The following is a 25872-nucleotide window of genomic DNA, read 5'->3' on the forward strand; positions in this document are numbered from 1 at the left end:
CGTACACTAGCGTTTGGTGATGGTCGCATCCAAGTTCATTATCGTGCTGGCCACTACGGCATTGGCTGCCAGTGTTGCGAGTGCCTCGGGCGTGTCATCGGTAGATTTTGCCAAACCTGTTTTCAGCCAACCGATGGCTTTCTCAGGATTTTTCAGATAACGTGCCTGTTCCTTTTGGTACAAATCGACCAGTAAATCAATCTCACCTTCCGTGGGTTTCCGCCCCGTGAGTGCCCGGTAGGCCAAGGCAACGGCCTGTTGCGGATTTTCCTGCTTCATCATTCGCTGCCCCAACACCCGGGCTGCCTCAATAAAGGTGGGATCATTGAGTGTGACAAGTGCCTGCAAAGGGGTGTTGGTGGCTTGTCTGCGAACGGTACAACCACTCCGGGATGGCGCATCGAAAGTACCAAGCGTTGGATTGGGTACGGAACGTTTGACCAGTATGTACAGACTTCTGCGGTAAATCTCATCGGTTGAATCTTGCTCGTAGCGCGAGCTGTTTATTTCCCACAAACCCGCAGGTTGGTAGGGCTTGATACTTTTTCCGCCAATGGTATTTTTAAACAAACCACTGGCGACCAAAGCATTGTCGCGGATCATTTCGGCAGTCAGTCGGGTAGTTGGTCCACGGCTGAGCAGGCGGTTTTCGGGATCTCGCTCCCGCATTTCGGCAGTTGTGCGGGAGTCCTGCCGATAGGTAGCAGACATCACTATTTGTTTGTTCAGGCGCTTAATATCCCAACCAGATTCCCGGAAATCAACGGCCAGCCAATCCAGCAACTCGGCATGAGAGGGCATTTCGCCCTGATTGCCAAAATCTTCGGCTGTTTTTACCAGTCCTACCCCAAAGAAACTTTGCCAGGCATGATTGACAGCTACCCGCGCGGTTAAAGGGTTGTCGCCGTGGGTCAGCCACTGGGCCAGGCCGTAGCGGTTTTTAGGTAGATTTTCGGGGAAATCAAGAATGCTTTCGGGAGTATTTGGAAGTACAGGCTCACCCGGATCGTCGTATTGACCCCGGTTGAGCAGAAACGTTTTTCGGGGCGTTGGCATTTCCTGCATCACCATGATCTCCCGGATATTCTCGCTAGAATCAGCCAATTGCGCTTGTAGATGTTGCAATTCTGCTCGTGCAGCCAACAGTTGCGGACTTACCACCGACTGATAATATTGCCGCAAAATCTCTTTCTGTGATGCATTTAAGGCCACAACTGACAGTTCTGCAAGCGATTTCCAGGATGCTTTTTGGGACAAAATCTGAATTTCAAAAGGGGTTATCGCCCGGCTGTATATAGCAATATTGTCAATTTTGCCCCCTTTAAACCCTAGTCCCCGCCACCAACCGCCGATTTGCAGTGCCGGTTCATTTTTGGAGAAGAAAATTATGTCTTTGTACAGCTGATCCACTACCGTTTCAAGCTGCATTTCAGTACCATTGAGGTAAAGCTTTAACCCTGCCGCTTTTGACGACCCATCGTAGGTCATAGTCAGTTGAATCCAGGTATCCCGCGGAATTTCCTGTGTTGTTAGTCGCGTAATGGCGTTGGATGGGGCCGTGTGCGCAAGCGTAACTTCCAGCCGGTTGTCTTTCATCAAGAGATGATAGCCCTTAAAATTATACAGCCTCTCGGCATTACTTTTATGAAAAATCACCCCTTCCCGGAATTCTTTGGGGATCTGCACCCATGCGCCAATACTGAATGCGTCTGACTTTCGGTAAACACCAACATCCTTTAAATCCAGATACACGTCGCCGTCCAGCAAAAGCACTTGTCCACCTTCACTTTTTTGTAGCATTGGTTTATCGCCTATTGTACCCGCATCCCGCTTCATGATTCCTGCCTGCACAGGGTTGAGGCTATTGTTGAGCGAATCTTCGAAGTCATAATATCCCAATAGATTTGCCATCGAAATCTGCTGCGTCGCAAGTTTTTTCCAGTCATTGCTTTGTAGCCAATTTTCAAATGAACTATCTGAATCTATTATTAATTGCTGAACCGTTTGCTGCTGTGTAGTTATTTTTTGTTTAATAAAATCCAAAACTTTTTCCTGCGCTTCTGTCGGCAGCAGCAGAGTTGGAGTAGGCAAATCATCGTTCCAGGCAATCTGCCCGGCTTCGCGTACATTGTTAAAGAAGCTAAATAACTGGTAGTAATTTTTCTGCGAAATCGGATCGTACTTATGATCATGACAACGGGCACAGCCCACCGACATGGCCAGAAAGGCATCTCCAAACGTATTGGTACGATCCATCACGTATTCGGTTTGAAACTCCTGTTCCACGATTCCACCTTCCATATTTTGGGGATGATTGCGGTTAAAAGCAGTGGCAATGAGCATTTTGCGGGAAGGCGACGGCATTAAATCACCTGCCAATTGCTGATGAATGAAGGTATCGTAAGGCATATTCTGATTGAAGGCCTCGATGACCCAATCGCGGTAAGGAGACATGTCCCGCAGACGGTCCACGGTATAGCCGTGGGAATCGGCAAAGCGGGCAAGGTCGAGCCAATCGGTCGCCTTTTTTTCTCCAAAATGCGGAGAATTCAGCAGGCGATCCACCTGTTTCTCGTATGCATTCGCAGCGCTATCAGCCAGGAAAGAATCAATTTCGGAAGTTGTGGGAGGCAGACCCGTCAAATCAAGCGAAACCCGGCGAAGCAACAATTCTTTATCGGCAAGTGGCGAAGATTGCAAACCTTCCAGCGCCAAACGACTTTGTATAAAAGCGTCGATTGGCAACAATTCGGATGATGAAGTAGCCGGTAGAGATGGCGGCGCTTTTTTTACCGGCTTCACAAAAGCCCAATGCACTTGATAGACCGCCCCTTGTTCTATCCATTTGATTAGAATGGCCTTTTCTTTGGCTGAAAGGCTCATGTGAGATTTAGGAGTGGGCATAACATAGGTCGGATCTTTGGACAAAATCCGGTAAAAAACTTCACTCTTTTTAAGATTACCGAGCGAAATCGCCACCTTTCCGGGACTTTCCGGCAGCGGTGAATAGGCGGTGATTGGCAGATCCAACCGCAACCCGGCTTCTTGTTTGGCTTTATCAGGGCCATGGCAGGCAAAGCATTTATCGGATAAAATCGGTTTTACATGCTGATTATAATCCAGAGCGTACGTGAGTTTTTTATACTCGTCGGCTACATCCCGGGGAAGCTCCGGGGGTGGTAAAACCGCCATCCCAAGCAAACCACCGAGCCATATGAGAAGAGAAAAATTCATAGCCTTGCTATTTATTTTTACATAAAATTACTTCTGAATAGTACTTGTGTCCGGTTTTATAAATCGAAATCCCCCAATTTCGACCCGCAGCTCCGGACGTAATTTTTTCAATCTGGCAACGCCATCCTCCGTGATGTTGGTTTGCCACAAGTAAACTACTTGTAAGGCAGGAAAAAGTACCAAATCTCTCAACCCTACGTCGGAAATAGCTGTACCGTAAAGATTGAGCTGTTCCAGGTGAGGCAAATTTTTCAGATATCCCAGCGCCTGATCCGTAATGGTAGTATTTTCCAGGTGCAGGCGGGTTAGATTACTAAATGTACTTATTTTTCTAACATCCTCATCAGTAACCGGTTTGTCCGGCATCCGCAACCACATCACATGCTTTTCCAATGGCATCATTTCGTCCAAAAGTGAGGATTCATAGGCACTTACATTGACAAAATTGACTGTAACAAAGGAAGATGATTCCTTCATGGGGGTTATCAAAATATTTTTCTGCTGCAAAACCTTAACACGTTCTGCGGGTATCGAAGGTAGGTCTTTCAGCAAAATCTGTTGTTCGAGCTGAACCTGTGAAGGAATAGAATTTATTACCTCGCTAGTTATCCCGGAATCCAACAATACCGGCACACCAGAAACTGCAAGGAGTTGCCTTTCTGCCTTTTCCTTCTGCGGCACAAAAGATGCCCCACGGCTAACCCAGGCATGCAGGATAGAAATCTCCCGCCGGGTAAGCTGAGGTTTGCCTTTGGGGGGCATGTGATCCTCATGTTCGATGGGAAGTAACAGGTTTTTAATTAGCGGACTATCCGTCGGATGCCCTTCCAGAAGCACCCGACCATTTTTGCCTCCTTTTTTTATAAATTCTTCTGAATCTAGCCGTAATCCCCCTTTCATTTTTGTGGCCGAATGACAGCTGTAACATTTATTTTTCAAAATCGGCACAACTTCATCCCGGTACACAAAGACCATAGGGGCGGATTTCTGCGTGTTGGCTACCTGCGAGTGAACCGCGCCGGAATCCAGAGCCTGGAACTCGGCAAAGGCTGCTTTCTGATCGATTTCAGATACAGATTTTGATGAAAAAAGATAATCTTCTCCGTGGGTTAAAGAACCACCAAAATGCCCGGCGACACTCAGTACAATTACGGTAATTGCAGCCAGCCAAATTCGATACTTCCCTGCAAAAAACGTCAGAAAACCCAGAGCCGTAGTGGCCAACCCTGTCCACTGATGATAGGAGACAAGGCTAGGCTCATATTCACCCGATTGAGCAAGCAACCATCCGGCAACACAGGCCGCTGCCGCAGTTATACTACCCGTTAGAAATGCAAGAGAAACGGCTGCTTCAAGATCAACTTTTCGTACGTGCTGCATCAGCATAAGCAGAAATCCGAAAAGCAGAATGCCAATAGGGAGATGAATGATTAGCGGGTGGAAATGTCCAATAGTGTCGGAGGTAAACATCGAATGGTATTCTTACATGATTAAACAGTAGTACACATGTTGCCAGGGCTTTTTTCGGATACTAAATTACGTTTAAAAAAGCAGTTCGGCCATTTATAAAAAGCAACTTAACTTTATTTTCTGAGGTAAATATTTTTTTTAAAATAACCGGGAAACCAGGAGCGGATTTTGTTTGTACTGGTAATGAACAGTTCCAATATCCTGCTGCTTTTTTATGTATTTTCAAACTGAAATGTAGCTTATAAAGGACGATCACCCGCAATACATACTTAATTTTATTAAAACCTCCCCCACCCATTTTGGGGGGGCTTCCCTGGTGGGATTCTAACGATATGGCTTTACAATTTTTTGCCCCTCATTGGGGAAATACCCTGCCTTTTGAAACCTTTTGTGCAAATGTGCGTGAGGTTGGATACGATGGAATTGAAATGGAGGCACCTATTGGCACGCATCAGAAAGCCGAATTCAGACGAGTGCTTCGTGAGAATTCTCTCCTGTTTATTGGTCAGTACTATCAGTCCTTTGAAAGTAATTTTACCGAACATTTGAGAAACTATGAATATTATCTGCACAATTTAATTGAAGAAAATCCGGTGCTGATTAATTGCCAAACCGGAAAGGATTATTTTACTTTTGATCAGAATTGTCGGCTATTTGCCTGCGCAACGCGCATTTCCGCCGAGTCAGGCGTGAAGATTATTCATGAAACACATCGAGGGAAAAGTCTTTTCTCAGCGCATGGAACGCAGCAATACCTCAGCCATTTGCCAGATTTGCGTATTTGTCTGGATATTTCGCATTGGTGCAATGTGCACGAATCCCTGCTAACTGATCAGTCAGAGGCACTTGCGCTGGCATTTAGTCGCACGGACCATATTCACAGCCGGGTAGGACATCCGCAAGGCCCACAGGTAAATGATCCCCGGGCCCCCGAATGGAGTGAGGCCCTGCACACTCACCTAAAGTGGTGGGATCAGGTAGCCGAAATACACCTTCAAAACGCAACATTACTAACCATTACCACTGAATTTGGGCCGGCGCCTTACATGCCCCAAAGTCCCTATACTCAGCAGCCCTTAGCCAATCAGTGGGACATCAATGTATTCATGATGAATCTGTTAAAAGTTCGTCATGGATGCCTCTAACATTCATTTTTTGTATTCAGGCAAAAGCCATTATTGAGTTCATCTACCTGGCTATTTCGTAGCATTTTGGGTATCAATATTTCCATTTATGGTACTGAAAGCTATTTTAAATTTACTTATAGAATTGGGTGCCTGATCCCGACATTGGCCGTAAATTACTCGGCGCTTTGAAGGCTTTTTACTAGTTCCAGCCGCTTGTTCAGCGCTGGCAACTGCTCAGCTGCCCAGGATTTTATTTCTGTATCTGTACCATCCAGTGATTGCCTCTCAAACAATACATACATCCGTTGATGCGAGCGAGCCATTGCGTTCGCCAAGGCGATGTCAAATGCACTTCCGTGTATACGCGTAAGAGAATCGTATTTTTGTTGGCTGAGACTTCCCAGATTTGTCGGCAACGAAATATTTTTGGCCTTTGCAAGTTCTCTAAGACCCTGTCTCTTTTGTGAATAGTCACTTACCAGTTGTTTGCCATAGGCACGCACCTGAGGAGTAATGCCATTGGACTGGGCTAACTGACTCATTTGCGTTTCCAGTTGCCATCCTTCGGCCGCTGCCACCGCAAAGGCACGGTCTGAATCCAACAGTACTAATTCGTCAATTTGTTTTTCCTGACATGAGTTGAAAAGGAGTAGCGTCAGGAGACTGATAAAAAATATCTTTACGTGTTTCATTCGTTTGAAAATTATATGTATAACATTCCATATAATTCCGGTGCCAGCACTGCTGTCTCTCTGGAAATCAGCGTACTGCCGATTTGTAAGACAACAGAAGTCAACGCTAAGTTTATACCGTTTTTGGAACTAAATGATGCAAAACTTTTGTCGACTTTTTTTCTTAGACCTATATTTCAAATTTCTGAATATCTGGCAAATTCTCAGGTGACGGCATTTTAAAACACCATTCATATCGGTTTGAATTTCGTATCCAAATTGTCTATACAAGTTAAGTTTTGATAGATAAATTGACTTTGAAAATGTGGTTTCCAATGACAAAAAAAATTGATGCAGGCAGGTTTCTACGGATTATTTTAGAACAGCCAATCTAATAATGAGCATATGAGGATGTGACTATTTTGCTTTCGGAGAGAGGCTTTTGAAATATATAGTATCCAAAAAATAAAGCGTGGTTCGCACCAATTGGATGCGAACCGCGCTTTTAAGGATAAATATTCTGTGAAAGGAATTAATCCTGCTGAAACCCCATAAAATAAACGGGTTTAAGGATACTTGCCCAGGGATGGTTTCGTATTCTAAACGCGGGGAGTTTTGAAAATTACCCTTCTGTTACTTCTTTACGCTTACGACCTCGTGGCTTGCCGGTATACGGCGCTTTGGGCTCGGTACTCGCCAGGGCTAATTCGTAGCCAACAACACCTTCCTGGTAGTTGAACATCGAAATAGTAAATATATACTTTACGTTTTGGTAATCTACCCGTCCTTTTTTAAGGATATTTTCCAGGGGTATAGAAAAACCACGGCCTGTTTTCTGCAAGGCAAAACTACCTTCTGTTTCAGTAGTTGGAATCAGGTAAAGAAATTTCAATTTTGTTTTTCCTTGCTGAGCGCCAATCTTAAAAAGAGTTTCTTCGGGCTCAATACCCAATTCGGTAAGTGCCGCCAAAGGAATAACTAATTTACCAGTTGGTGATACATATCCTTCTGGATCTTCCTTTTTTTGCTTGACCTTTTCAGTGACAGAAACATTGTCTTCCGGCGAAAAGAATTTAATTGCTTTTGCTTTCACGTTTTTAGTTTTTTTGTTTTATATGCAAGTGTAATAATAATTTTTCTTTCTCCGCTATTTTTTTTTTAAAATTATGAAATAAAGCAAGAAATAGGTCACTTTCTTGAAAAATCTGGTAATAATCGGGTCTGCAATAAAGCTTTCTTTCTGATTATAGTTCTGGTAGCTCGTTTCTGTTCCTAGCTGAAATCATATGCATGATTTATTGATTTAACTAATTTTATCAACTGATTTCTGAGACTGAATGGCGGTATAATCCATCAGCTAATACCTGGTTTTCAGTATATTTTTTTATGTTGATTTACTATACAGCACAGAGACGAACGACACTAATCCTATGGAAAAAGCAGCCTCTTTTGGTTTGATTTATACCCTGAATCTTCGGTATTCTATCCATTCATTAGGTGAATAAACATTCTGGTTTTGATTTGACAATTTAAGTATAAATTCAACAAATTTGTTTACTTATTTTTTTATTGATTGATTTTCTATTTTAATAAATTTTTGACAAAAAAAGGCACAAACTATTGATTAACAAATAGTTAACCTTAAAATATTGAACTATTTTTTAACTTAATTTTAGAAAAATCCAGCAATTCAGAGGAACAAATTGAAAAGGTTGATGGATACAAAAAAACTGTCCAATTAGTTAGCGTAAGCCGGTACCCTCAAATCAAAATAAATAATTGATTCCTATTTGGTTACTTTATGACTTACAATTCCCTGAGAGTTTACAGCAGTTAAAAACAACGTTCGGTTAGGCGTGGAAAGCATGAGTGTACCCCTCATATCCCCTCGAATGTTGAGTCCGCTTTCCTGCTTCGAAAGGGCCTTAAAATCTCCTTTGCCATTTCCCAGTACTAGTAATCCGCGGGAGGCATCCTGACGGCCCATATGAACTTCATTCGGAAAAAAATTGCCCGTTAGCATTAAATCATTATGCCCATCGTGGTTAAAATCATGGGGAACAATTCCAAAAACAGGAGCTTGCTGCGCCTGGGGTGGAAGCGCAACCAGACGATAATTCCCCGACTCGTCCGAAAGTAGAACACTACTTTCCATATGAACAGCCTCCGCCGTATAGGCATCTTTGTAATCCTGGGGAGTAAATAGATCTTCAAACGATTGCTTCGCATACATCCCGTAATTCAGATATTTTTTTCGATACTGAATAACCTGCTGATTCAGAGCATCGCGCGGATGTGCAGGATAAAGCTTGTCTCCCAGATAGTAACCCATAATGGGGTCAAATTTTCCATCACCATTAAAATCTTTTCCGATTATTTTAGCAGGTTTTGTTTCTGAAACTCTGTAAAAAGTATTTAACCCTTCATTACCCAAAACAAAATCCGGCCGTTTATCCCCGTTCAAATCGGCTGCTACCACACAATTCCACCAGCCCGAGCTGTGGGTTAAAGCATCCTGTTTATAGGCCGAAAAACCTTTCCCTTTGTCATTCAAAAACAAAAGGATCGGCATCCACTCCCCGACAAGTACTAAATCAGGATATGCATCCTGATTGAGATCTGTGGCGACTACGTCACACACCATTCCCAGATTTTGAAAGACTTTGCCTTCCTGCTGTGACACATCGGTAAATTGAACCTTGCCTGCCTTCGAATCATTGCGCAGCAAATAGCTCGAAACCGCCTTCGGATAGCTGCCCGGTTGCTGCCGTCCGGTAATCAATACATCCAAATCACCATCCTGATCGAAATCAAAGGGTAGGATTTTGGATGCAGCTACGCTAAGTTCTGGCAATAGATTTTGTAGGGCCTTTGAAAAATTCCCTTTGCCATCGTTTACATAAACTTGCGGAAGGTAGGCTTCGGGTACGTGGAACGGCCGTTCGGTACTTCCAAAACCCAGGATCAAATCCAGATCCTGATCATTATCTATATCCAGAAAGGCACCGCAGCTAACCTCTCCCAGAGTTGAGGTTTGTGGAAAAGCAATTGAGTTAAATGAGCCACTCTTTTGCTGCAAAAATACCTGAGAATTACTTCCCCGGTAAGCTCCACCCACAAACAGATCTTCAAGACCATCCCCATTGACGTCCCCTTTCAGGAGTGCAAATCCTGATCTTGAAAGCATTTTATGTAGGGTTGCCGTTTGTTTGAAATCAACATATTGATCTTCGAAATGCTCAAAAAGCAAGCCTTCCAACTGTACCCTGGTCAATAGGGGTGTTGCTTGTTCAGGCTGAGCAGTTGGCGGGGAATCTGCATCTTGATAATCGAGCGTAAGACGTTGATTTGCGGATACAGAATAAATTCTTTGCTGCCGTTGATCTGGCCATTGAATGATCAGTGAATCTACTGTTTGCCCGCCTCCGGTCCCCAAAAAAAAGCCAGGCTCAACGGATGACGCATATCCCCTGACCACCCAGTTTTCCATTACCTGCCGGTTGCCGGCTGTCCATAAAGTAATTTTTGCTCCCAGGCCTTTCCGGTTGTTGACCGGACCACGAAGGAGTACGTTTAAATAATTTTTATTGGGCAACTCGGTCGCACGATTCCGGTAAACCAATGCCTGCGAATCGATGGTATTCACCACTAAATCCAGGTCACCATCCCGATCCAAATCGGCCCATACCGCGCCGTTGGAGTACGAAAGCTGATCAAGGCCCCAGGATTCGGAAACGTTCTCGAAGTTGAAATCTGAGGCATTCCTAAAGGCATAATTTCTAAGTTTAATTTCGGGCACTTTACTTAAAAGTTCATCTCTTTTCTGCAAACGGGCCTGATCGGTCCCAAAGAAACTGAACTCTTCGGCATAGGTGATGAAATCACGGTCGGTTATGTTTTTTCGATACCCATTGGTTATAAAAATATCTTTTCGGGTATCCAGGTCAAAATCTGCCAGTAAAGTTGCCCAGCTCCAATCGGTTTTGGCGACGCCTGCCTGCAAACCTATTTCACTAAATTCCGGAACGTTGGTCTGTGGGTTTGTGCCGGTATTGACCTGAAACATGTTTCGCATGTATTGCAGCTGATACTGATAGCGCGGAGAAATACTCATTTCTTTACGGTCATACTCCTGCCCGGCCAACATCTGTTTTTGTCGAAAATTATCTTCCGGCAACATGTCCATTTGAAGGATGTCAATCTGTCCATCGTTGGTCAGATCAGCGGCATCGACGCCCATCCCGAATAAACTTGTATGGTCCATGGCATCGGCGATGACATTAGTAAACGTGCCGTTTCCAGAATTCAGGTACAAAATATCGCTGCTCTGAAAGTCATTGGAGCAGTATATATCCGGGTATCCATCCCCATTCAAATCCGATACCACTACGCCCAACCCCAAGCCTTCATAGCGAATACCCGCCTGTGCCGATACATCCGTAAAAGTTATTTGCCCTGATTCATTTTTGCCGTTATTTCTAAAAAGCCGGTCGGTTGATGGATAAGAACCATTATTAATTGCTGGTCTGAGATAGGTTGGATTCTGCAAATCGGGTGCGGTATTGAGCAAAAATGCATCAAGATCGCCATCCAGATCGTAATCAAAGAAGACGGTCTGAATGGTAAATCCATCAAAGTCAAGCCCATACTCACGGGCCTGCTCACGAAATGTTGGGACTTTTGTTCGTTGATTTATGAAAAGCAAATTTCGTGAATTGCCAAAAGCAGGATGCTTCGCTACACTTACATATATATCGTCCCATCCATCCTGATTTATATCAACAATAGAAACTCCCGTACACCAGTCCTTTGTGGCAACACCGGAGGATTCGGTAAGATCCTGAAATTTAAATTCACCCTGATTTATAAATAACCGCGAGCTTGTTTGATTGCCGGCAAAGAAAAGATCCGGCAGGGAATCGTTATTAAAATCGCCTACCCCAACCCCGGCCCCGTTATAAAAATTGGTAAATGTAAAGGCATTCAGCGAGTCTGACGGAGTCAGCTGATTTACAAAATCCAAGGACGTTTGTCTAGCCAACATTTGCTCAAAAAGCGTTACAGTTTTTTTCTTACAGGAACCAAAGACCAGAGCCATCGAGCTCCAAAGTAAAATTTTCAGCAGTATTTTACCCATGATGAATCAAGGTGTTTTGAAAACAAAAAGATACTCCTACCAACAATGGCGGGAGTATCTTCTAAAATTAAAAAATTAAATTAATAGCCCGGGTTTTGATCAGATGGACTCAATTGCGGATTATTATCTATTTCAGTTTGTGGAATAGGTAAAAGTTCGTGGCGGTTTGGTATAAAATAGGTCAAAGGCTCCGCAGCAAGTTTGCCATTTTTACGCCAGCGAATAATATCAAAATTTCTAACTTGCTCGGAGGCAAGCTCCACAAAACGTTCATGCTGAATGGCATCCAAAACTTCACGAGCCGTACGGCATGGATAATTGGACGTCGGGAAAGGAGGCATATCTACCGATGCCCGGGCGCGCACCTGATTCATCAGACTGATGGCACGGGCCTGATTTCCGGCCTCATTTTCACATTCTGCCAGCATGAGCAGTACATCGGCATAGCGCATAATTCTCATGTTTATTCCGCTTTGAGCATAGCCTGCGTTTAGCTTATAAAGCACCGAGTATTTACGCCAGCTCACTTTTTGCTCTCTGCCCTCAACGAGTGAAGAATTACCCTGCACGATGTCCGCTGTAAGTACACTTTGTCCATTGTTGAATAAATCACCTTCTTTCCAATAGGACATATCGTAGCGCGGATCATCTTTGGCGTCACCCTTGGATACTCTTTCGTAGGAGTTCAGAATTTTGTTGGAAGGAATAACATTTCGCCAGCCAATGGCAGAATATTCCTGCGTCCGAACGGTCTCTTCCTGAACGGCGGTGCCATCACCATCTCCCCCCCAGTTAAAGGCTCCGCCCGAAGGCGCGTAGACTACTTCAAAAATCGACTCATCGTTAAATTCGCCTTCTTCGTTGGTCAAATCCAAGTAATCGTCCACAATGCTGTAAAGTCCCGAGTTAACTACTTTTTCAAGCTCCGTTTTGGCGCTTGCATAGTTTCCCATTTGCAGATACGTACGAGCCAGTAACGTCTGTGCAGCAGCTTTGGTGGCCCTACCGAGCTGGCTATCCGGATATGTATCGGGCAATCCGGCTTCGGCAGCTCTTAAATCGGCAATCACCAGGTCATACACCTCCTGCTGCGTGGAGCGTCCGGCGGAGGCTTCCACGGTTTTGGCAAATTCCGTATAGATAGGTACACCTCCGAACAAAGTTCCTAACTCGTAGTAGGCCCAGGCGCGTAAAAATCTGGCTTCACCCAGCAACCGGGCTCGGGTTGCTTCCGGAACGGATTCTACGGTTGAGCCTTTTTCAAGAATTACGTTGGCACGGTGAATGGTGCGGTACCATCCTGTCCAGAGCGAATTGACCAGGCTATTGCCCGTATCGTGCACCCCGATCAGGAGCTGGTTTCGGGGAGTTTCGAGTTGTCCACCGCCGGAAGCCATTTCATCGCCCCGCAAATCATGGGTAAAAAACCACTCCCGTGCCACCAGGCTATTGGATTGCACCATGGCATAAATGGAGTTTACTCCTGCCGTAAGTTCAGCTTCATTATTAAAATAGGTGTCAAAAGTTACACCATTTGGATTTACTTTATTGAGAGAATCTTCATTGCAGCTAATGGCAATAAAGAGCGCCAAAAGGCTTGTTAAGGCAATTATTTTTTTCATTTTGCTTGTAGTTAAAGTGATAGTAACTCTCATACCTAAATAACCTTCGGAAATCTGTACATTTAAAATCCAAGATTAACTCCAACCATGAGCGTACGTGCCTGAGGATATTGTCCGTAATCAATTCCATTGGTCAATAAATTGCCGTATTTGGATGAAACTTCCGGATCATAGCCCGTGTACTTTGTGAAAGTCAGTAGATTTTGGCTTGAAACATAAATTCTCGCTTTGGTGAGTATGTTTCCGCTCAGTTTACCAATTTTATCTGCGGGAATGGTGTAACCAATGCTAAGATTTTTCAGGCGTAAATAAGAACCATCTTCCAAAAAACGGTCCGAAGTACGGGAATTTTGATTGGGGTCCCCACTCACCGCCCGCGGCACGTCAGTATTGGTATTCTGTGGCGTCCAGGCATTCAGAACATCGGTGGTAGCATTGAACAGACGAAGCATTCCCTGACCGATTACCTTAGTTCCGTTGTACACTTTGTTTCCATAAACTCCCTGAAAAAACATCGTAAAATCAAAGTTTTTATACGAACCCGACCAGTTTAGACCGTAGGAGAATTTGGGAATATAGCTACCAAGAAATGTACGGTCATTTGCATCGATTCTTCCATCGCCATTAAGGTCTCGAAAACGAATATCCCCCGGGGCCGTTTGATCATTTTGATAGAAGGAATCTGGATCTCCATCGGCTGCATTTGCTGAACGAATTTCCTCTTCACTCTGAAAAATTCCGTCCACGACCCATCCAAAAAATGACTGAATGGGCTGTCCGGCCTGGGTTCGGGTAATTTCAAACCCACCAAAATCGCCGTTAGCACCCGCGTTGATATTGGCTGAGGGAGTCGCAAGGCTTTGCACAAGATTTCTTGTCAGGTCAAAATTCCCGGTCAGGTTCCAGTTAAAGTCTCTTCCGCTTTGGGTGTAGCCTGCCGAAAGCTCAAACCCGTAGTTTTTCATACTTCCGACGTTGGCCAAAGGGCTAACCGAGTAGCCGAGCGAAGTTGCCAGTGGAACACTCAAAAGCAGACCATCGGTTTGGCGGTTGTAGTATTCGGCTGTCAGGTTTATTTTATTGTTCAACAAAGCCAAATCCAGACCAATGTTGCTCATTGTGGTCACCTCCCAGCTCAAATCATTGTTCCCTAGACGATTAAAGTAAGATCCCTGCTGCGTTTGATTTCCAAATGGGTAAATCGTGTTGTTTGCCTGAATAAGCGGCTGCCATTCGTAGTCACCAATAGAGTTAAAACCCGTTTGGCCTACGCTGCCCCGAAGTTTCAACTCCGTAATAAAGGATACACTTTTCATGAAGTTTTCCTCGCTGATGCGCCAGCCGGCAGAAACCGCTGGAAAGGTACCCCACTTGCGGCCCGGTGCAAATTTGGAAGAACCATCCCGCCGGATAGACGCACTCACCAGGTATTTGTTATTATATTCGTAGTTAAGCCTTCCGACGTAAGAAATCAATGAATTTTCGGAGAACGTCGAAGAACCATTTGGATTGCTTACCCCCTGAATTACCTGAATGTTGTTGTCCGGCCGCTGCCCGGATGCGCTTAATCCGCGGGAGTTGGAATTCTGGTTTTCGGCCACTGCCAAAACATTCAAAAAATGCTTGCCGAAGGTTTTCTCAAAAGTTAAAGCGTTGGTGATTACGGTACTAAAAAACGAATTCCGGTTTTCATTGACATTCGCAATGGGGCGGCTCCTGTTACCATCATTATAAACAGGCAGGAAACCATTGAAACGGGTAGTAGCAAAGTCGGTACCAACGGTGAATTTATACCGCAGCCAATCGGCAAATTTTACTTCGGCAAAGGCAGTTCCGACCAATTTAAAGGCCCGATCCGTTTGGAATTGCTGTTCTTGTTCGGCAATGCGCAGAGGGTTTTCGGGGTCCGTAGCATCGAGGCCCTGCGCAGTAGTACTAAATCCACCCAATTTAGTTGGATCGCGTTCAGGCCAATAGGGCACCATTCGCATAATATTCATGACAAGGCTTCGACCGCCACCATCACGCTCAGCCGTACGACCATCGGTTGAAACTACCAAAGTCTGACCAAATGTTAGAAACTTCTTTAATTTATGATCAGAATTGATTCGAAAACTCTGACGGTTATAGCTTGTATGGGGCAAAATACCATCCTGTTTGAAATAACCGAGTGATGTATAAAAGCGGGAAGTTTCATTTCCCCCCGAAATTGACACCTGATTGTCGGTAATTGGCGCATTACGAAACATAACATCCTGCCAATCCGTGTCTGTCTGCGCAAACGTTCGGTCTGCTCCTTCATAAACTGGTGTGTTCATATTGGAGAATCGTCCTGGCACCGGCTGCCCCGAGGCCGTCAAAAGAGCCGATCCATACTCAATGTATTGATCCCGATTCAATAAATCCAGCGTTCGCCAGGCCGATTGGGTACCTACATAGGAATCAGCATTGATTACCAATTTTCCCGGAGTCCCTTTTTTAGTGGTGATTAGCACCACCCCATTGGCAGCTCGTGAACCATAAATTGCGGCCGCACTCGCGTCCTTTAATACTTCCAGTGACTCAATGTCTTTGGGGTCAATGTTGTTAAGCCCACCTGCGGGCACCCCATCAATAACATATAATGGATTGGGATTCAAACTAATAGAACCTACGCCCCGGATTCTGACCACAGGCTCAGTACCAGGCCCGCTATTGTTGGTAATGGACACACCCGGTACACGTCCCTGCATGGCCTGCGTGAGACTGACTACGGGCAAAGCTTTAAGTTCTTTTTGTGAAACAGACGAAACCGCTCCGGTTAGGGAGGTTTTCTTTTGGGTACCATACCCAACCACTACCACCTCGCCTAAGGCCTCAACGGTTGGATTTAAACTAAGATCAATCGTTGATTGTGTACCAATTACGACTTCCCGCCCCGAGTAGCCAATAAAACTGAATACGAGCGTGGTCACGCCGGAAGGAACGGAGAGCGCGTACTTACCCTGTGAATCTGTCGTGGTGCCTACTTGTGTATTCTTTGCCAGTACGCTTACCCCTGGCAGCGCAACGCCAGCATCATCTGTAATGGTACCCGTAATCCTTTTTTCCTGACTAAATACTCGCGTACTCGCAAACAGGCACAATAAGAGAATGGTGCTAATTAGAATTTGGGTTCTTTTTAACATAGAGTTGTATAGGTTAATTGTACATATTACTTTACTTAATTATATTGATATTGCTATAAAAGTCACTTATTATTCAATTTTTACTGATAGTATTTTAACTAATATTGATAAACCTAACTTCTAGAAAAAATTCAATTTTAGAGTATCTAACTTAAAATCAAAATAATATGTTTTCAATGGCATATAATTAATTTAAAAAAATCTAAAATTTGTTATAGACCATTATCGACTGCTATATTTTTCAGAGTAGAATAATCTGTATAGACAAATTCGAGAGGTGTACTGTATTCTCCACAGATATATGTAATCTGTCGTTACTAAATTAAACTTGCGGAAGGCACAGCATGTGTAGGGGCGTAGCGTGCGGCGAATTGATCTTGATCCACTGGGGATTTTTACCCTATCCTTGGTTTGGAGTGTATTTAATCCATTACCGGACTTGTTTTAGCCCGAAGTTTGATCTTTTATAAATTAGAAGAGAGTTTAAACTTCATTCGTAGTCGCCTGAAATAGCAGTAAGCTTTGTCTTCCGGTAAGAAAACAACACGGACATAAAAATAACAGTTTTATCCGATAAGCTTGAATTTCAAATAGTTAAATTTCAAAAGCTATTTGCTTCAAGAATCAACAGCTCGGAACAGGATCATATGTAACTCTACACCACTTCCTTTCCAAAAGGAGTAAAAGACAGGCTCATAAGCTTAAAATGCTGCCTGGCAAAAGGCAAGCCTATAATCGTAACTGCCAGGAGAACTCCAAAAAACAGGTGAGTCAAAGCGATCCAGATCCCACCAATCACAATCCAAATGACATTGAATACAGTTGTCAAAAATCCGCCACTTGTGGGTACATCCCGAACATCTTTCCCAAAGGGAAAAAGGCTTAACATTCCAATTTTAAAGCATTGAAGTCCGAAGGGAATACCAATGATTGTAATACACATAACAAAGCCGGCCACCATGTATTCAATAAAAACCAATAAACCGCCAAATACCAGCCAAATGATGTTTCCTAAAAGATTCATGTCCGTCAAAATCAAGATGTGTTGGATTGCTAACTGCAAAATAATCGGCTTAAATTACAACATAGACCAGAATTAATCAACAACTAAAAAGTAGACAAATCGATGATTCTGAATTCAATTGTTCCTCCTTGCTGAAATTACTGTAACTTGCGTACATGGTATCAATGATATAAAAAATAGAATAAAACACCGAAAATGCAGGCTTTAATCCTGTGACAAGCAGGGAGTAGCTGTACCATCTTTCTATTCCGGATTTTTTACATGCACGTGGATTTGACTCAGGAACATCCAACCGATCAGCACCTATGGGACTCCTTTCAACAAGGAGATGAAAAGGCTTTTGCTACGATGTACCAGTTACATTATCGTGCTTTGTATGGGTATGGGAAGAAGTTTGGTTTGGATGAAAGTCTGGTTGAGGATGCTATTCAGGATCTCTTTATCAATCTTTGGCGCTCAAAAAACAATCTTACGTCGGTTTCAAACATTAAATATTACCTATTTCGCTGCTTAAGGCGGGATCTTCACCGACAGCACATTCGTGAGACCCGGATGGATTCCCTGGATTCTCGGGAGATACAACATACACTCTCACACCCTTTTGAAGAATTGACCTTTGAGCAGGATGAAAACGAAAGGGAGTTGGCGGCAAAGCTCGTGGCTGTACTGCGAAAGCTACCCAAGCGCCAATTTGAGGCTATTACCCTACGCTACTACGAGAATTTCAGCACCAAAGAAATAGCGTCTATCATGGAGGTTTCTGAAAAGACCGTCCGCAATACCCTGTACAATGCGTTGCTTCACCTGAGGGAAAGCGTTCCGTTTTTCACTCCGTTTCTGAAAATTGGCATCAGCATTTTCCTGGCTTCCAAATAATAGTTACATAGATTAAAATTTGCTAAAAAAAGCCGAAAAACTGTACATTCGTGCGGATTAAAGGTCTCTTACCCAATTTTATGAAAATCTTATTTGTACCGGTTCTATTCATCTTCCTTCTGTTTGGATGTCAATCTGTCAAAGTTACTGACCAAAGTTTCTCCTCGGAGCGGCTGATCGTTCAAAAGCTCAAAGACCATGTCTATCTTCATACGAGCTATCTGCAAACTCAGACTTTTGGCAAAGTCAGCTGCAACGGCATGATCGTTTATGATAAGAATCAAGCCGTAATATATGATACGCCCGGCGACGATTCAACTTCCGCACAGCTCATTGCCTGGGTTAAAGATCAACTACACTGCAAGGTGGTGGCGATTATCCCTACTCATTTTCACACTGATTGTCTGGGTGGTTTGGCCGAATTTCATCGACAGGGAATTCCTTCCTATGCGTCGTTACGCACGATAAATCTGGCCGAAAAAATGAAGTATGTGGTTCCACAAAAAAGTTTTGATACAAGCCTCGAACTGACCGTTGGAAACCAGAAAGTATTGGTTGATTTTCCGGGAGAGGGACATACTCGTGACAATGTTATCGGCTATTTTCCCAGTGAAAAAGTAATGTTTGGTGGATGTTTGATTAAAGAAGTCAATGCGGGAAAAGGTAATCTGGAAGATGCAAACCTAGCCGCCTGGTCACAGACGGTAACGAACCTGAAAAATAAATATGCAGATGCAGAGGTTGTCATTCCGGGACATGGAAAAGTTGGAAACACCGCTTTGCTCGACTATACTGTATCGCTCTTTGCACAGCCTAAGTGAAATTTCAAAAGGGTTGTATCCAATAAACCTTTTGAAATATTTTTTACTTTATGCTATAATCTCTGTGAAAAAATAGCTGTACCCCTATCCAAATCCGACACAGGTTGAATTAAAAATACAGATACCTGCACCTGTAGATTTCCGGGAAGTTCGCTCATTAAATTCTTCGGGTCAAGCCCTGATTAGTCAAAGGGAATCAAAATCAATAGTTATCGGGCAACTGCCGGCAGGGGCCTATATTGTAGAAATGATCACAGGTGCCGACGGAAAGTTTGTTGAAAAGGTAGTTAAGGAATTGGATCAGCATGGGATGGGTATGCATTTTGTATGAATGCTATTCATGGAAAAACAAAACATTGTGGTGGTTGGATCTTCGGCAGGCGGAGTCATGGCCTTGAAAGAGTTGGTTAGCTCTTTCCCAAAAAACTTTGAAGCATCTATATGCATTGTTCAACACCTTGCTGCGGATGCAAACAGCCAATTACCTTCGATACTTTCTGCTGCTGGTTCATTACCCGCTGTGAATCCGAAGGATGGGCAAAAATTACAGCCGGGTCATATTTACATCGCTCCTGCCGACCGACACATGATTTTGTTTGATGAGCAAATTCTGGTAAAAAAAGGGCCCAAAGAAAATCGGTTTAGACCTTCAATTGATGTTCTCATGCGATCAGCTGCAATTGAGTATGGGCCGCGCGTCATTGGCGTAGTACTGACCGGTCGCCTAAGCGACGGAACTTCTGGATTATGGTCAGTCCGTGAAATGGGTGGTATTACCATAACGCAAAGCCCTCAGGAAGCATTATACCCGCAAATGCCTCAAAGTGTGCTCGATACATTCGAGGTTGATTATGTCCTGCCAATCGCTGAAATCGGTGCACTGATCGTCAGGCTTGTCAATAAACAACCGAACGATTCTCACGCGGAGCTTAACGAGCAACAAAAAAAACAGCTGCACATTGAAACAGAGATTGCCGCACAGCGGTACGCGTTCGACTCGGGTATCCGGGAAATGGGTCAGAAAACAGACTATACCTGTCCCGAATGCGGTGGAGCTTTGGTGGGAATAAAGGAAGGTTGCGGCATGCGCTATCGGTGTCATACCGGACACGGGTTCTCAGCTCAGTCGCTCATGACGGACATTGTGGAAGTTACCGAAATCAATGTTTGGTCTGCTCTGCGTAGTGTTGAGGAGGGAATCATGTTAATGGAGCAATCGGCAACTCAGGCGCATACTACTGGACAACCGGGTTTGGCCGAAGATTTCTCCCAAAAATCACAACAGCTGCGTGCGAAGTCGAAGTTACTCTTAGACTTTTTGTACGACAACAAAAACCCTGATACTGTTTAAAGTAAATTATCCTACAGTTAACTTATCATTTATTAAGAGTTAGAGGTAGCGGTAAAGACATTTTCTCTAAAAAATGGACAAACCCTTGGCATGACGCCTCTGAGGGTAAGGTGAGATTTTATCTTTATCTAACATATTTTCTTTATTTCTGTTAATTTAGAAAATAGTATTTCATGAAATATAAAACTCTGTAAATCCCTTTTATTCAGTCCAGGGAAGTGGTTTTTCTATTCACAACCCACTATTTTAGCCCTGGAACATAAATTAGTAGACCTTCTATGCTACGCGCAAAAAACTGCAATACCCTTTACTTCCGATTCTTTTTTCTGAGTATTTTCTTTGGAATGTACCAAACCGGCAGCAGTCAAATCCGACTTCCACGGCTGGTAAGCGATGGCATGGTACTACAACGTGACACGCCCGTGAACGTGTGGGGCTGGGCCGAAGCCAGTGAGAAAGTTCAAGTACTATGGCAGGGAAAAACCTACCGGACCGAAGCTGATTCACAGGGTGAATGGAAGCTGCAATTACCCGCTCAGCCTGCTGGCGGACCGTATCAAATGAGCTTTATTGCTAGTAACCAACTGATTATCAAGAATATATTGGTTGGAGATGTTTGGGTATGTTCGGGGCAGTCGAACATGGCCCTCCCAATGGAGCGTGTCAAGGAACGCTACGGCGAGGAAATTGCCGCGGCTATAAATCCAAATATCCGGCATTTTTTTCTACCCACCCGCTACAATTTTCAGGGCCCGATGCAGGATCTCCCACCCGGCCGCTGGGAGTCGGCAAATCCGCAATCTGTGATGCAGTTTTCGGCAGTTGCTTATTTTTTTGCCAAACATCTCTACGAAAAGTACCAGATCCCCATTGGTCTGATCAATGCCAGCGTTGGCGGCTCACCGGCCGAGGCCTGGCTTAGCCAGGAGTCTTTGAAAGCATTTCCTGAACATGTGGCAACAGCCGAAATCCTTAAAGACAGTCTATATATAAAACGAATTCAACAAAGGGAACAAAGCGATATTCGCGCGTGGTATGCCCGACTGTACAAACAGGATAAAGGCTGGCAGGGCGAAAAATCCTGGACAGATCCTAACTTTGATGCCTCTGATTGGCCGGTCATGCAGGTGCCTGGTTTTTGGGAAGATGCCGGTGTTGCTCCCGGCAATGGCGTAGTGTGGTTTCGACGGGAAATAGATATACCCAAACAATGGGCAAAAAAACCTGCGAAGTTATTTTTAGGAAGAATTGTGGATGCAGATTCGGTTTTTGTTAATGGCCGGTTTATAGGTTCCATCAGCTATCAATATCCACCCCGACGGTACCAAATTCCGGCAGATTTGTTGAAAGCTGGTAAAAATACGTTGGTAATTCGGGTGATTAGTACCAATGGTAAAGGCGGTTTCATTCCTGATAAACCCTATGAATTGGTAGTAGATAGTAAGCCTATGGATCTGAAAGGTATGTGGCGCTACCAGGTAGGCGCTACCGCCCCTCCCCTGCCGGGAACCACGTTCTTTCAGTACAAACCTTTGGGATTGTTTAACGGTATGATTGCGCCGCTGGTCAACTATACCATAAAAGGTGCACTTTGGTATCAGGGCGAATCAAATGCCGACAGTCCTGCCGAGTATAGCAAGCTGCTATCTGCATTGATCGGTGATTGGCGGAAGCATTGGCAGCAGACGGGTGCGGTTTCCGGCGTTTTTCCCTTTATTTATGTTCAACTGGCCAACTACCTGCCCGTGCAGGAAAAACCCAGTGAGAGCAACTGGGCCGAATTGCGACAGGCACAACTCCAATCGCTATCGGTTCCAAATACCGCTATGGCGGTCATCATCGACGCCGGCGAATGGAACGACATTCACCCGCTCAACAAGCAGACCGTAGGGACGAGGCTTGCGCTGGCAGCAGAAAAAGTGGCCTACGGCGATACGGAGGTTGTTTACTCAGGTCCAATAGCAAAAACCGCAACCAAAGATGGAAACCGGTTGGTAATCACTTTTTCCCATATCGGAAGCGGCCTGCTGGCCAAAGATGGCAGGCCGCTGAAACATTTTGCTCTGGCAGGCCCGGATAAAAAATATGTGTGGGCAAATGCCCGTATTGAGGGAAATCAGGTCGTAGTTTGGAGCGAAAAGGTACCCCACCCGGTATCCGTACGCTATGCGTGGGCCGACAATCCTGCGGGTGCAAATTTGTATAATTATGAAGGACTACCTGCCTCTCCCTTTTTCCTGCAAGCCAGGTAATGCTGCGAAAATTATTCCTAACTACTTTTTTTTAGATCTTTGTATGAAAAGAATACCCGTATTTAAATTTAAAAATTAGGACTTTTCTTTTTTCGCACAACTTTTTTCAATTAACCTATCCAATCAACTCTATGACGTTTTCTACAAAAATTGCTCTGATTTTTCTGGCTTTGCTTGGCGTCGGCCTGCATGCGGGTATCTGCCAAAATGCATCTTCCAACCCAATACCGCTTGTCACCCATATATACACTGCTGACCCATCGGCGCATGTTTTTAAGGGTAAAATATATATTTATCCTTCTCACGACATTGAAGCAAATGTGCCACAGGATGATGAGGGAGGGCATTTCAATATGCAGGATTACCACGTGTTGTCTATGAAAAAAATCGGTGGGAAAGTTACCGATCACGGCGTGGCTTTGGATATTAAGGATGTACCCTGGGCGGGCCGTCAAATGTGGGCTCCTGACGCGGCTTACAAAAACGGAACGTACTTTCTATATTTTCCTGTCAAAGACAAACAGGACGTTTTCCGAATCGGGGTTGCCACGAGCTCCTCTCCCACGGGTCCGTTTAAGGCTCAACCCGAACCCATTGCGGGAAGTTATAGCATTGACCCGGCCGTATTTACAGATACGGATGGAAATTCGTATATGTATTTTGGCGGGATATGGGGCGGGCAATTGCAACGCTGGCATACAGGCACTTACGATGCCAGTTTGAAAACTGATTTGGGCAAAGACAATGAACCCGCCCTGACTGCAAAGGTCGTCCGAATGAGTAAAGATATGCTTTCGTTTGATGAGCCGGTGAAAGATGTGGTGATTTTGGATAAGGACGGAAAACCGTTGTTGGCCGGTGATCACGACCGTCGGTTCTTTGAAGGTTCGTGGATGCATACCTACAATGGAAAATACTATTTTTCGTATTCTACGGGCGATACACACTTTCTGGCTTATGCCACGAGCACGTCTCCTTACGGACCTTTTACCTATCAGGGCACGATTCTAAAACCAGTGGAAGGTTGGACGACGCACCATTCTATCGTGGAGTTTAAAGGAAAATGGTATCTGTTTTATCATGACGCACAAGTATCGGGTAAAACACACCTACGCAACGTAAAAGTCCGCGAATTGACCTACCGTGAAGATGGTTCGATTGTAACCATAACTCCCTGATTACTATCAGATTGAAAATTTTAGAGAAGGTAAATTTTCCCGTTCAGTTTCGCTTCAGCGAATTTCAGGACACGGTGGAAAGTTTACCTTTTTTGAGAATACCACCATGCAAAACGTCCATCAAAAAGGGAATTCTTCCGGATTTGTTAAATTTTGAAGTTTAAATACCGGACTAGCCTCATTTGCCTTTTATAGACATTGAAGAAATTAATGAAAAATGGGCGGAAAATAGAAAATAACGGATTTTCGTGTGGGTTCTTATCTAATAATATTCATTAATTATACTTTTTTATAAAAAAATCTATTTATTGTCTACAAAAAAAGACAATATCAAAACAAGATTCTGTACCTTTGGTCTGGAATTTATATCAGATTAAATTCAAGAGATTATCCATAACCGGGTAATAAAATTAACTAAGCAACCAATTAACCAAATCAATTTTATACATGAAAAAAAATAGCCTGCTTTTACTTTTTCTGGTGCTGGGTTTAGCATCAAAAGGCTTTTCACAAACTACCCAAACCACTGATTTTTTTGTTGGTAAGTGGGAAGTACTTATCAAAGAAACTCCCAATGGAGATGCAAAATTGATGGTAGATCTCGTCCGGACGGATGGAAAACTGAGTGGAGAAATGAGTTTGGATGGCGACACAAGCGGAGCGAAAACGGTATTGACCGACATCACTGAAGACGGCGATAAGTTAGGTTTTGGATTCTCAGCTCAGGGCTATGACGTTACAATGGATCTAACAAAAGTAGATGATGATACGCTCAAAGGCAGTTTGCTGAATATGTTTGATGCTATTGCCAAAAGAATTCCGCAGCCGAAGGAGTAGCGGGGTAATCTTTTAGATTAGTACAGAAAGTAGCAGGATAAGACCACGACTCTACAATCGTAATCTTATCCTGTTTTTTTATGGGTATTTACAAAAAATAACGTTCAATATACTTGGAACCTAAGATTCTGCTTTTAACTTTGCAATTCAAAGTACTTTTAAATGAAACAGGAAAGGGATTATATTGAGGATCTGGCTGAGATACGCTCCATGATGGAACGTACCTCCAAATTTTTGTCATTGTCGGGCTGGGCAGGAATTCTGGTGGGACTGTATGCATTAGCGGCGGCCTACGTTGCCAAAATCATGTTGGGCTTCAACCCGGATGAAGTGATGTATTCGTTGCCTGTAAAAGGAAACTCATCAAATATCTTCGTAATAGCCACCGGGCTACTTTTTGTAGCACTTTGCACTGCCCTCTTTTTTTCCTACTACACTGCCCGCAAACGGGGTGAAAAGGCCTGGAACGCCACTTCACGCCGTATGCTGATAAACATGGGCGTTCCGCTGGTGGTGGGAGGTTTTTTTATTCTTATCATGTTTTTAAAAGGTGCCACCGGATTGATGATGCCGTTATCGCTCATTTTTTATGGGCTTGCACTGTTCAATGCAGCCAAATTCACCTATGGAGAAGTCAGGATTATGGGTTTCGTTTACATGGCATCGGGTTTGCTGAGCGTCTATTTTTTGGAATACAGCCTGCTTTTGTGGGCCTTTGGGTTTGGAGTAGTTCATATTATTTATGGGCTGTATATGCATTTTAAATACGAACGGTGAAAGTATCAATCGACGGTCTGAACAAAGCATTTGAAAGCCGCATCCGACTGGGAATCATGTCGGCTTTGGCTGTAAATGATAGTCTTGATTTTAATTCGCTGAAAGAGTTTCTGGACGTGACTGATGGGAATCTGGCAAGTCATCTGAAAGCGCTTGAAAAAGAGGGATTTGTGCAGGTTGAAAAATCCTTTATTGGCCGAAAACCTAATACTAATTACACAGTCACAGCCCTGGGCCTTCGTGCATTTCAGGCGCACCTTGCAGTACTTGAACAGCTAATTTTGAAAAATAAAAACGCCAAATAATTTTTTTAACCTTTCACTTTGCA

At 44.0% G+C, this 25872-nt stretch carries 18 protein-coding genes; 10 read left to right on the forward strand and 8 right to left on the reverse strand.

Annotated elements, in window-relative coordinates:
* Positions 1–6: 6 nt before the first annotated feature.
* Positions 7–3234, reverse strand: a complete 3228-nt coding sequence (locus EZE20_RS06255; RefSeq protein ID WP_132115633.1) for a DUF1553 domain-containing protein — start codon at positions 3232–3234, stop codon at positions 7–9.
* 27 nt (positions 3235–3261) lie between these two features.
* Positions 3262–4704: a c-type cytochrome domain-containing protein gene (locus EZE20_RS06260; RefSeq protein WP_132115635.1), complete on the reverse strand. Its 1443-nt coding sequence runs from the start codon at positions 4702–4704 to the stop codon at positions 3262–3264.
* Positions 4705–5036: 332 nt separating this feature from the next.
* On the opposite strand from EZE20_RS06260, the gene EZE20_RS06265 reads away from it, so the two are divergent.
* Entirely contained in the window at positions 5037–5849 is an 813-nt protein-coding gene (locus tag EZE20_RS06265) for a sugar phosphate isomerase/epimerase family protein (protein WP_132115637.1), read from the forward strand.
* Between the two features lie 155 nt (positions 5850–6004).
* On the opposite strand, the gene EZE20_RS06270 is transcribed toward EZE20_RS06265, so the two are convergent.
* The 6 genes from EZE20_RS06270 to EZE20_RS06295 form a co-directional block, all read right to left on the reverse strand.
* Positions 6005–6373 carry a DUF4142 domain-containing protein gene (locus tag EZE20_RS06270; RefSeq protein WP_394345643.1) on the reverse strand — a complete coding sequence of 123 codons (369 nt, stop codon included), beginning with the start codon at positions 6371–6373 and terminating at the stop codon, positions 6005–6007.
* Positions 6374–7124: 751 nt separating this feature from the next.
* Positions 7125–7595, reverse strand: a complete 471-nt coding sequence (locus tag EZE20_RS06275) for a hypothetical protein (protein ID WP_132115641.1) — start codon at positions 7593–7595, stop codon at positions 7125–7127.
* Positions 7596–8288: 693 nt separating this feature from the next.
* Entirely contained in the window at positions 8289–11639 is a 3351-nt protein-coding gene (locus tag EZE20_RS06280) for a VCBS repeat-containing protein (RefSeq protein WP_228713589.1), read from the reverse strand.
* Between the two features lie 80 nt (positions 11640–11719).
* On the reverse strand, positions 11720–13261 hold the full coding sequence (locus EZE20_RS06285) for a RagB/SusD family nutrient uptake outer membrane protein (protein WP_132115643.1): 1542 nt from the start codon (positions 13259–13261) through the stop codon (positions 11720–11722).
* A 62-nt stretch (positions 13262–13323) separates the two neighbouring features.
* On the reverse strand, positions 13324–16428 hold the full coding sequence (locus EZE20_RS06290; protein WP_132115645.1) for a SusC/RagA family TonB-linked outer membrane protein: 3105 nt from the start codon (positions 16426–16428) through the stop codon (positions 13324–13326).
* Between the two features lie 655 nt (positions 16429–17083).
* Entirely contained in the window at positions 17084–17452 is a 369-nt protein-coding gene (locus EZE20_RS06295) for a YccF domain-containing protein (protein ID WP_132115647.1), read from the reverse strand.
* Between the two features lie 261 nt (positions 17453–17713).
* Here EZE20_RS06295 and EZE20_RS06300 point away from each other — a divergent pair, with 261 nt between their 5' ends.
* The 9 genes from EZE20_RS06300 (at position 17714) to EZE20_RS06340 (ending at position 25849) form a co-directional block, all read left to right on the forward strand.
* Complete coding sequence (locus EZE20_RS06300) at positions 17714–18328, forward strand: RNA polymerase sigma factor (protein WP_132115649.1); 615 nt, start codon at positions 17714–17716, stop codon at positions 18326–18328.
* An 80-nt stretch (positions 18329–18408) separates the two neighbouring features.
* Positions 18409–19149 (forward strand): subclass B1 metallo-beta-lactamase, encoded by a 741-nt coding sequence (bla, locus tag EZE20_RS06305; protein WP_132115651.1) that lies wholly within the window; start codon positions 18409–18411, stop codon positions 19147–19149.
* Positions 19150–19225: 76 nt separating this feature from the next.
* Positions 19226–19480, forward strand: a complete 255-nt coding sequence (locus tag EZE20_RS24615; RefSeq protein ID WP_132115717.1) for a T9SS type A sorting domain-containing protein — start codon at positions 19226–19228, stop codon at positions 19478–19480.
* Positions 19481–19489: 9 nt separating this feature from the next.
* Positions 19490–20500, forward strand: coding sequence for a chemotaxis protein CheB (locus EZE20_RS06315; RefSeq protein WP_132115653.1), 1011 nt, complete (start codon positions 19490–19492; stop codon positions 20498–20500).
* Between the two features lie 278 nt (positions 20501–20778).
* A complete protein-coding gene (locus EZE20_RS06320) occupies positions 20779–22752 on the forward strand; it encodes a sialate O-acetylesterase (RefSeq protein WP_228713591.1) in 1974 nt (657 codons plus the stop codon).
* A gap of 131 nt (positions 22753–22883) precedes the next feature.
* On the forward strand, positions 22884–23930 hold the full coding sequence (locus EZE20_RS06325; protein ID WP_132115655.1) for a glycoside hydrolase family 43 protein: 1047 nt from the start codon (positions 22884–22886) through the stop codon (positions 23928–23930).
* Between the two features lie 447 nt (positions 23931–24377).
* Positions 24378–24767 (forward strand): hypothetical protein, encoded by a 390-nt coding sequence (locus EZE20_RS06330; RefSeq protein ID WP_132115657.1) that lies wholly within the window; start codon positions 24378–24380, stop codon positions 24765–24767.
* 162 nt (positions 24768–24929) lie between these two features.
* The gene (locus EZE20_RS06335; RefSeq protein WP_132115659.1) at positions 24930–25544 is read left to right on the forward strand and encodes a hypothetical protein; all 615 of its coding nucleotides are present in this window, start codon (positions 24930–24932) and stop codon (positions 25542–25544) included.
* A complete protein-coding gene (locus EZE20_RS06340; protein ID WP_132115661.1) occupies positions 25541–25849 on the forward strand; it encodes a winged helix-turn-helix domain-containing protein in 309 nt (102 codons plus the stop codon). Before EZE20_RS06335 ends, EZE20_RS06340 begins: the two co-directional genes overlap by 4 nt.
* Positions 25850–25872 lie beyond the last annotated feature (23 nt).

Source organism: Arundinibacter roseus, from assembly GCF_004348825.1.
In the GTDB taxonomy this organism is placed as follows: Bacteria; Bacteroidota; Bacteroidia; order Cytophagales; family Spirosomataceae; genus Arundinibacter; species Arundinibacter roseus.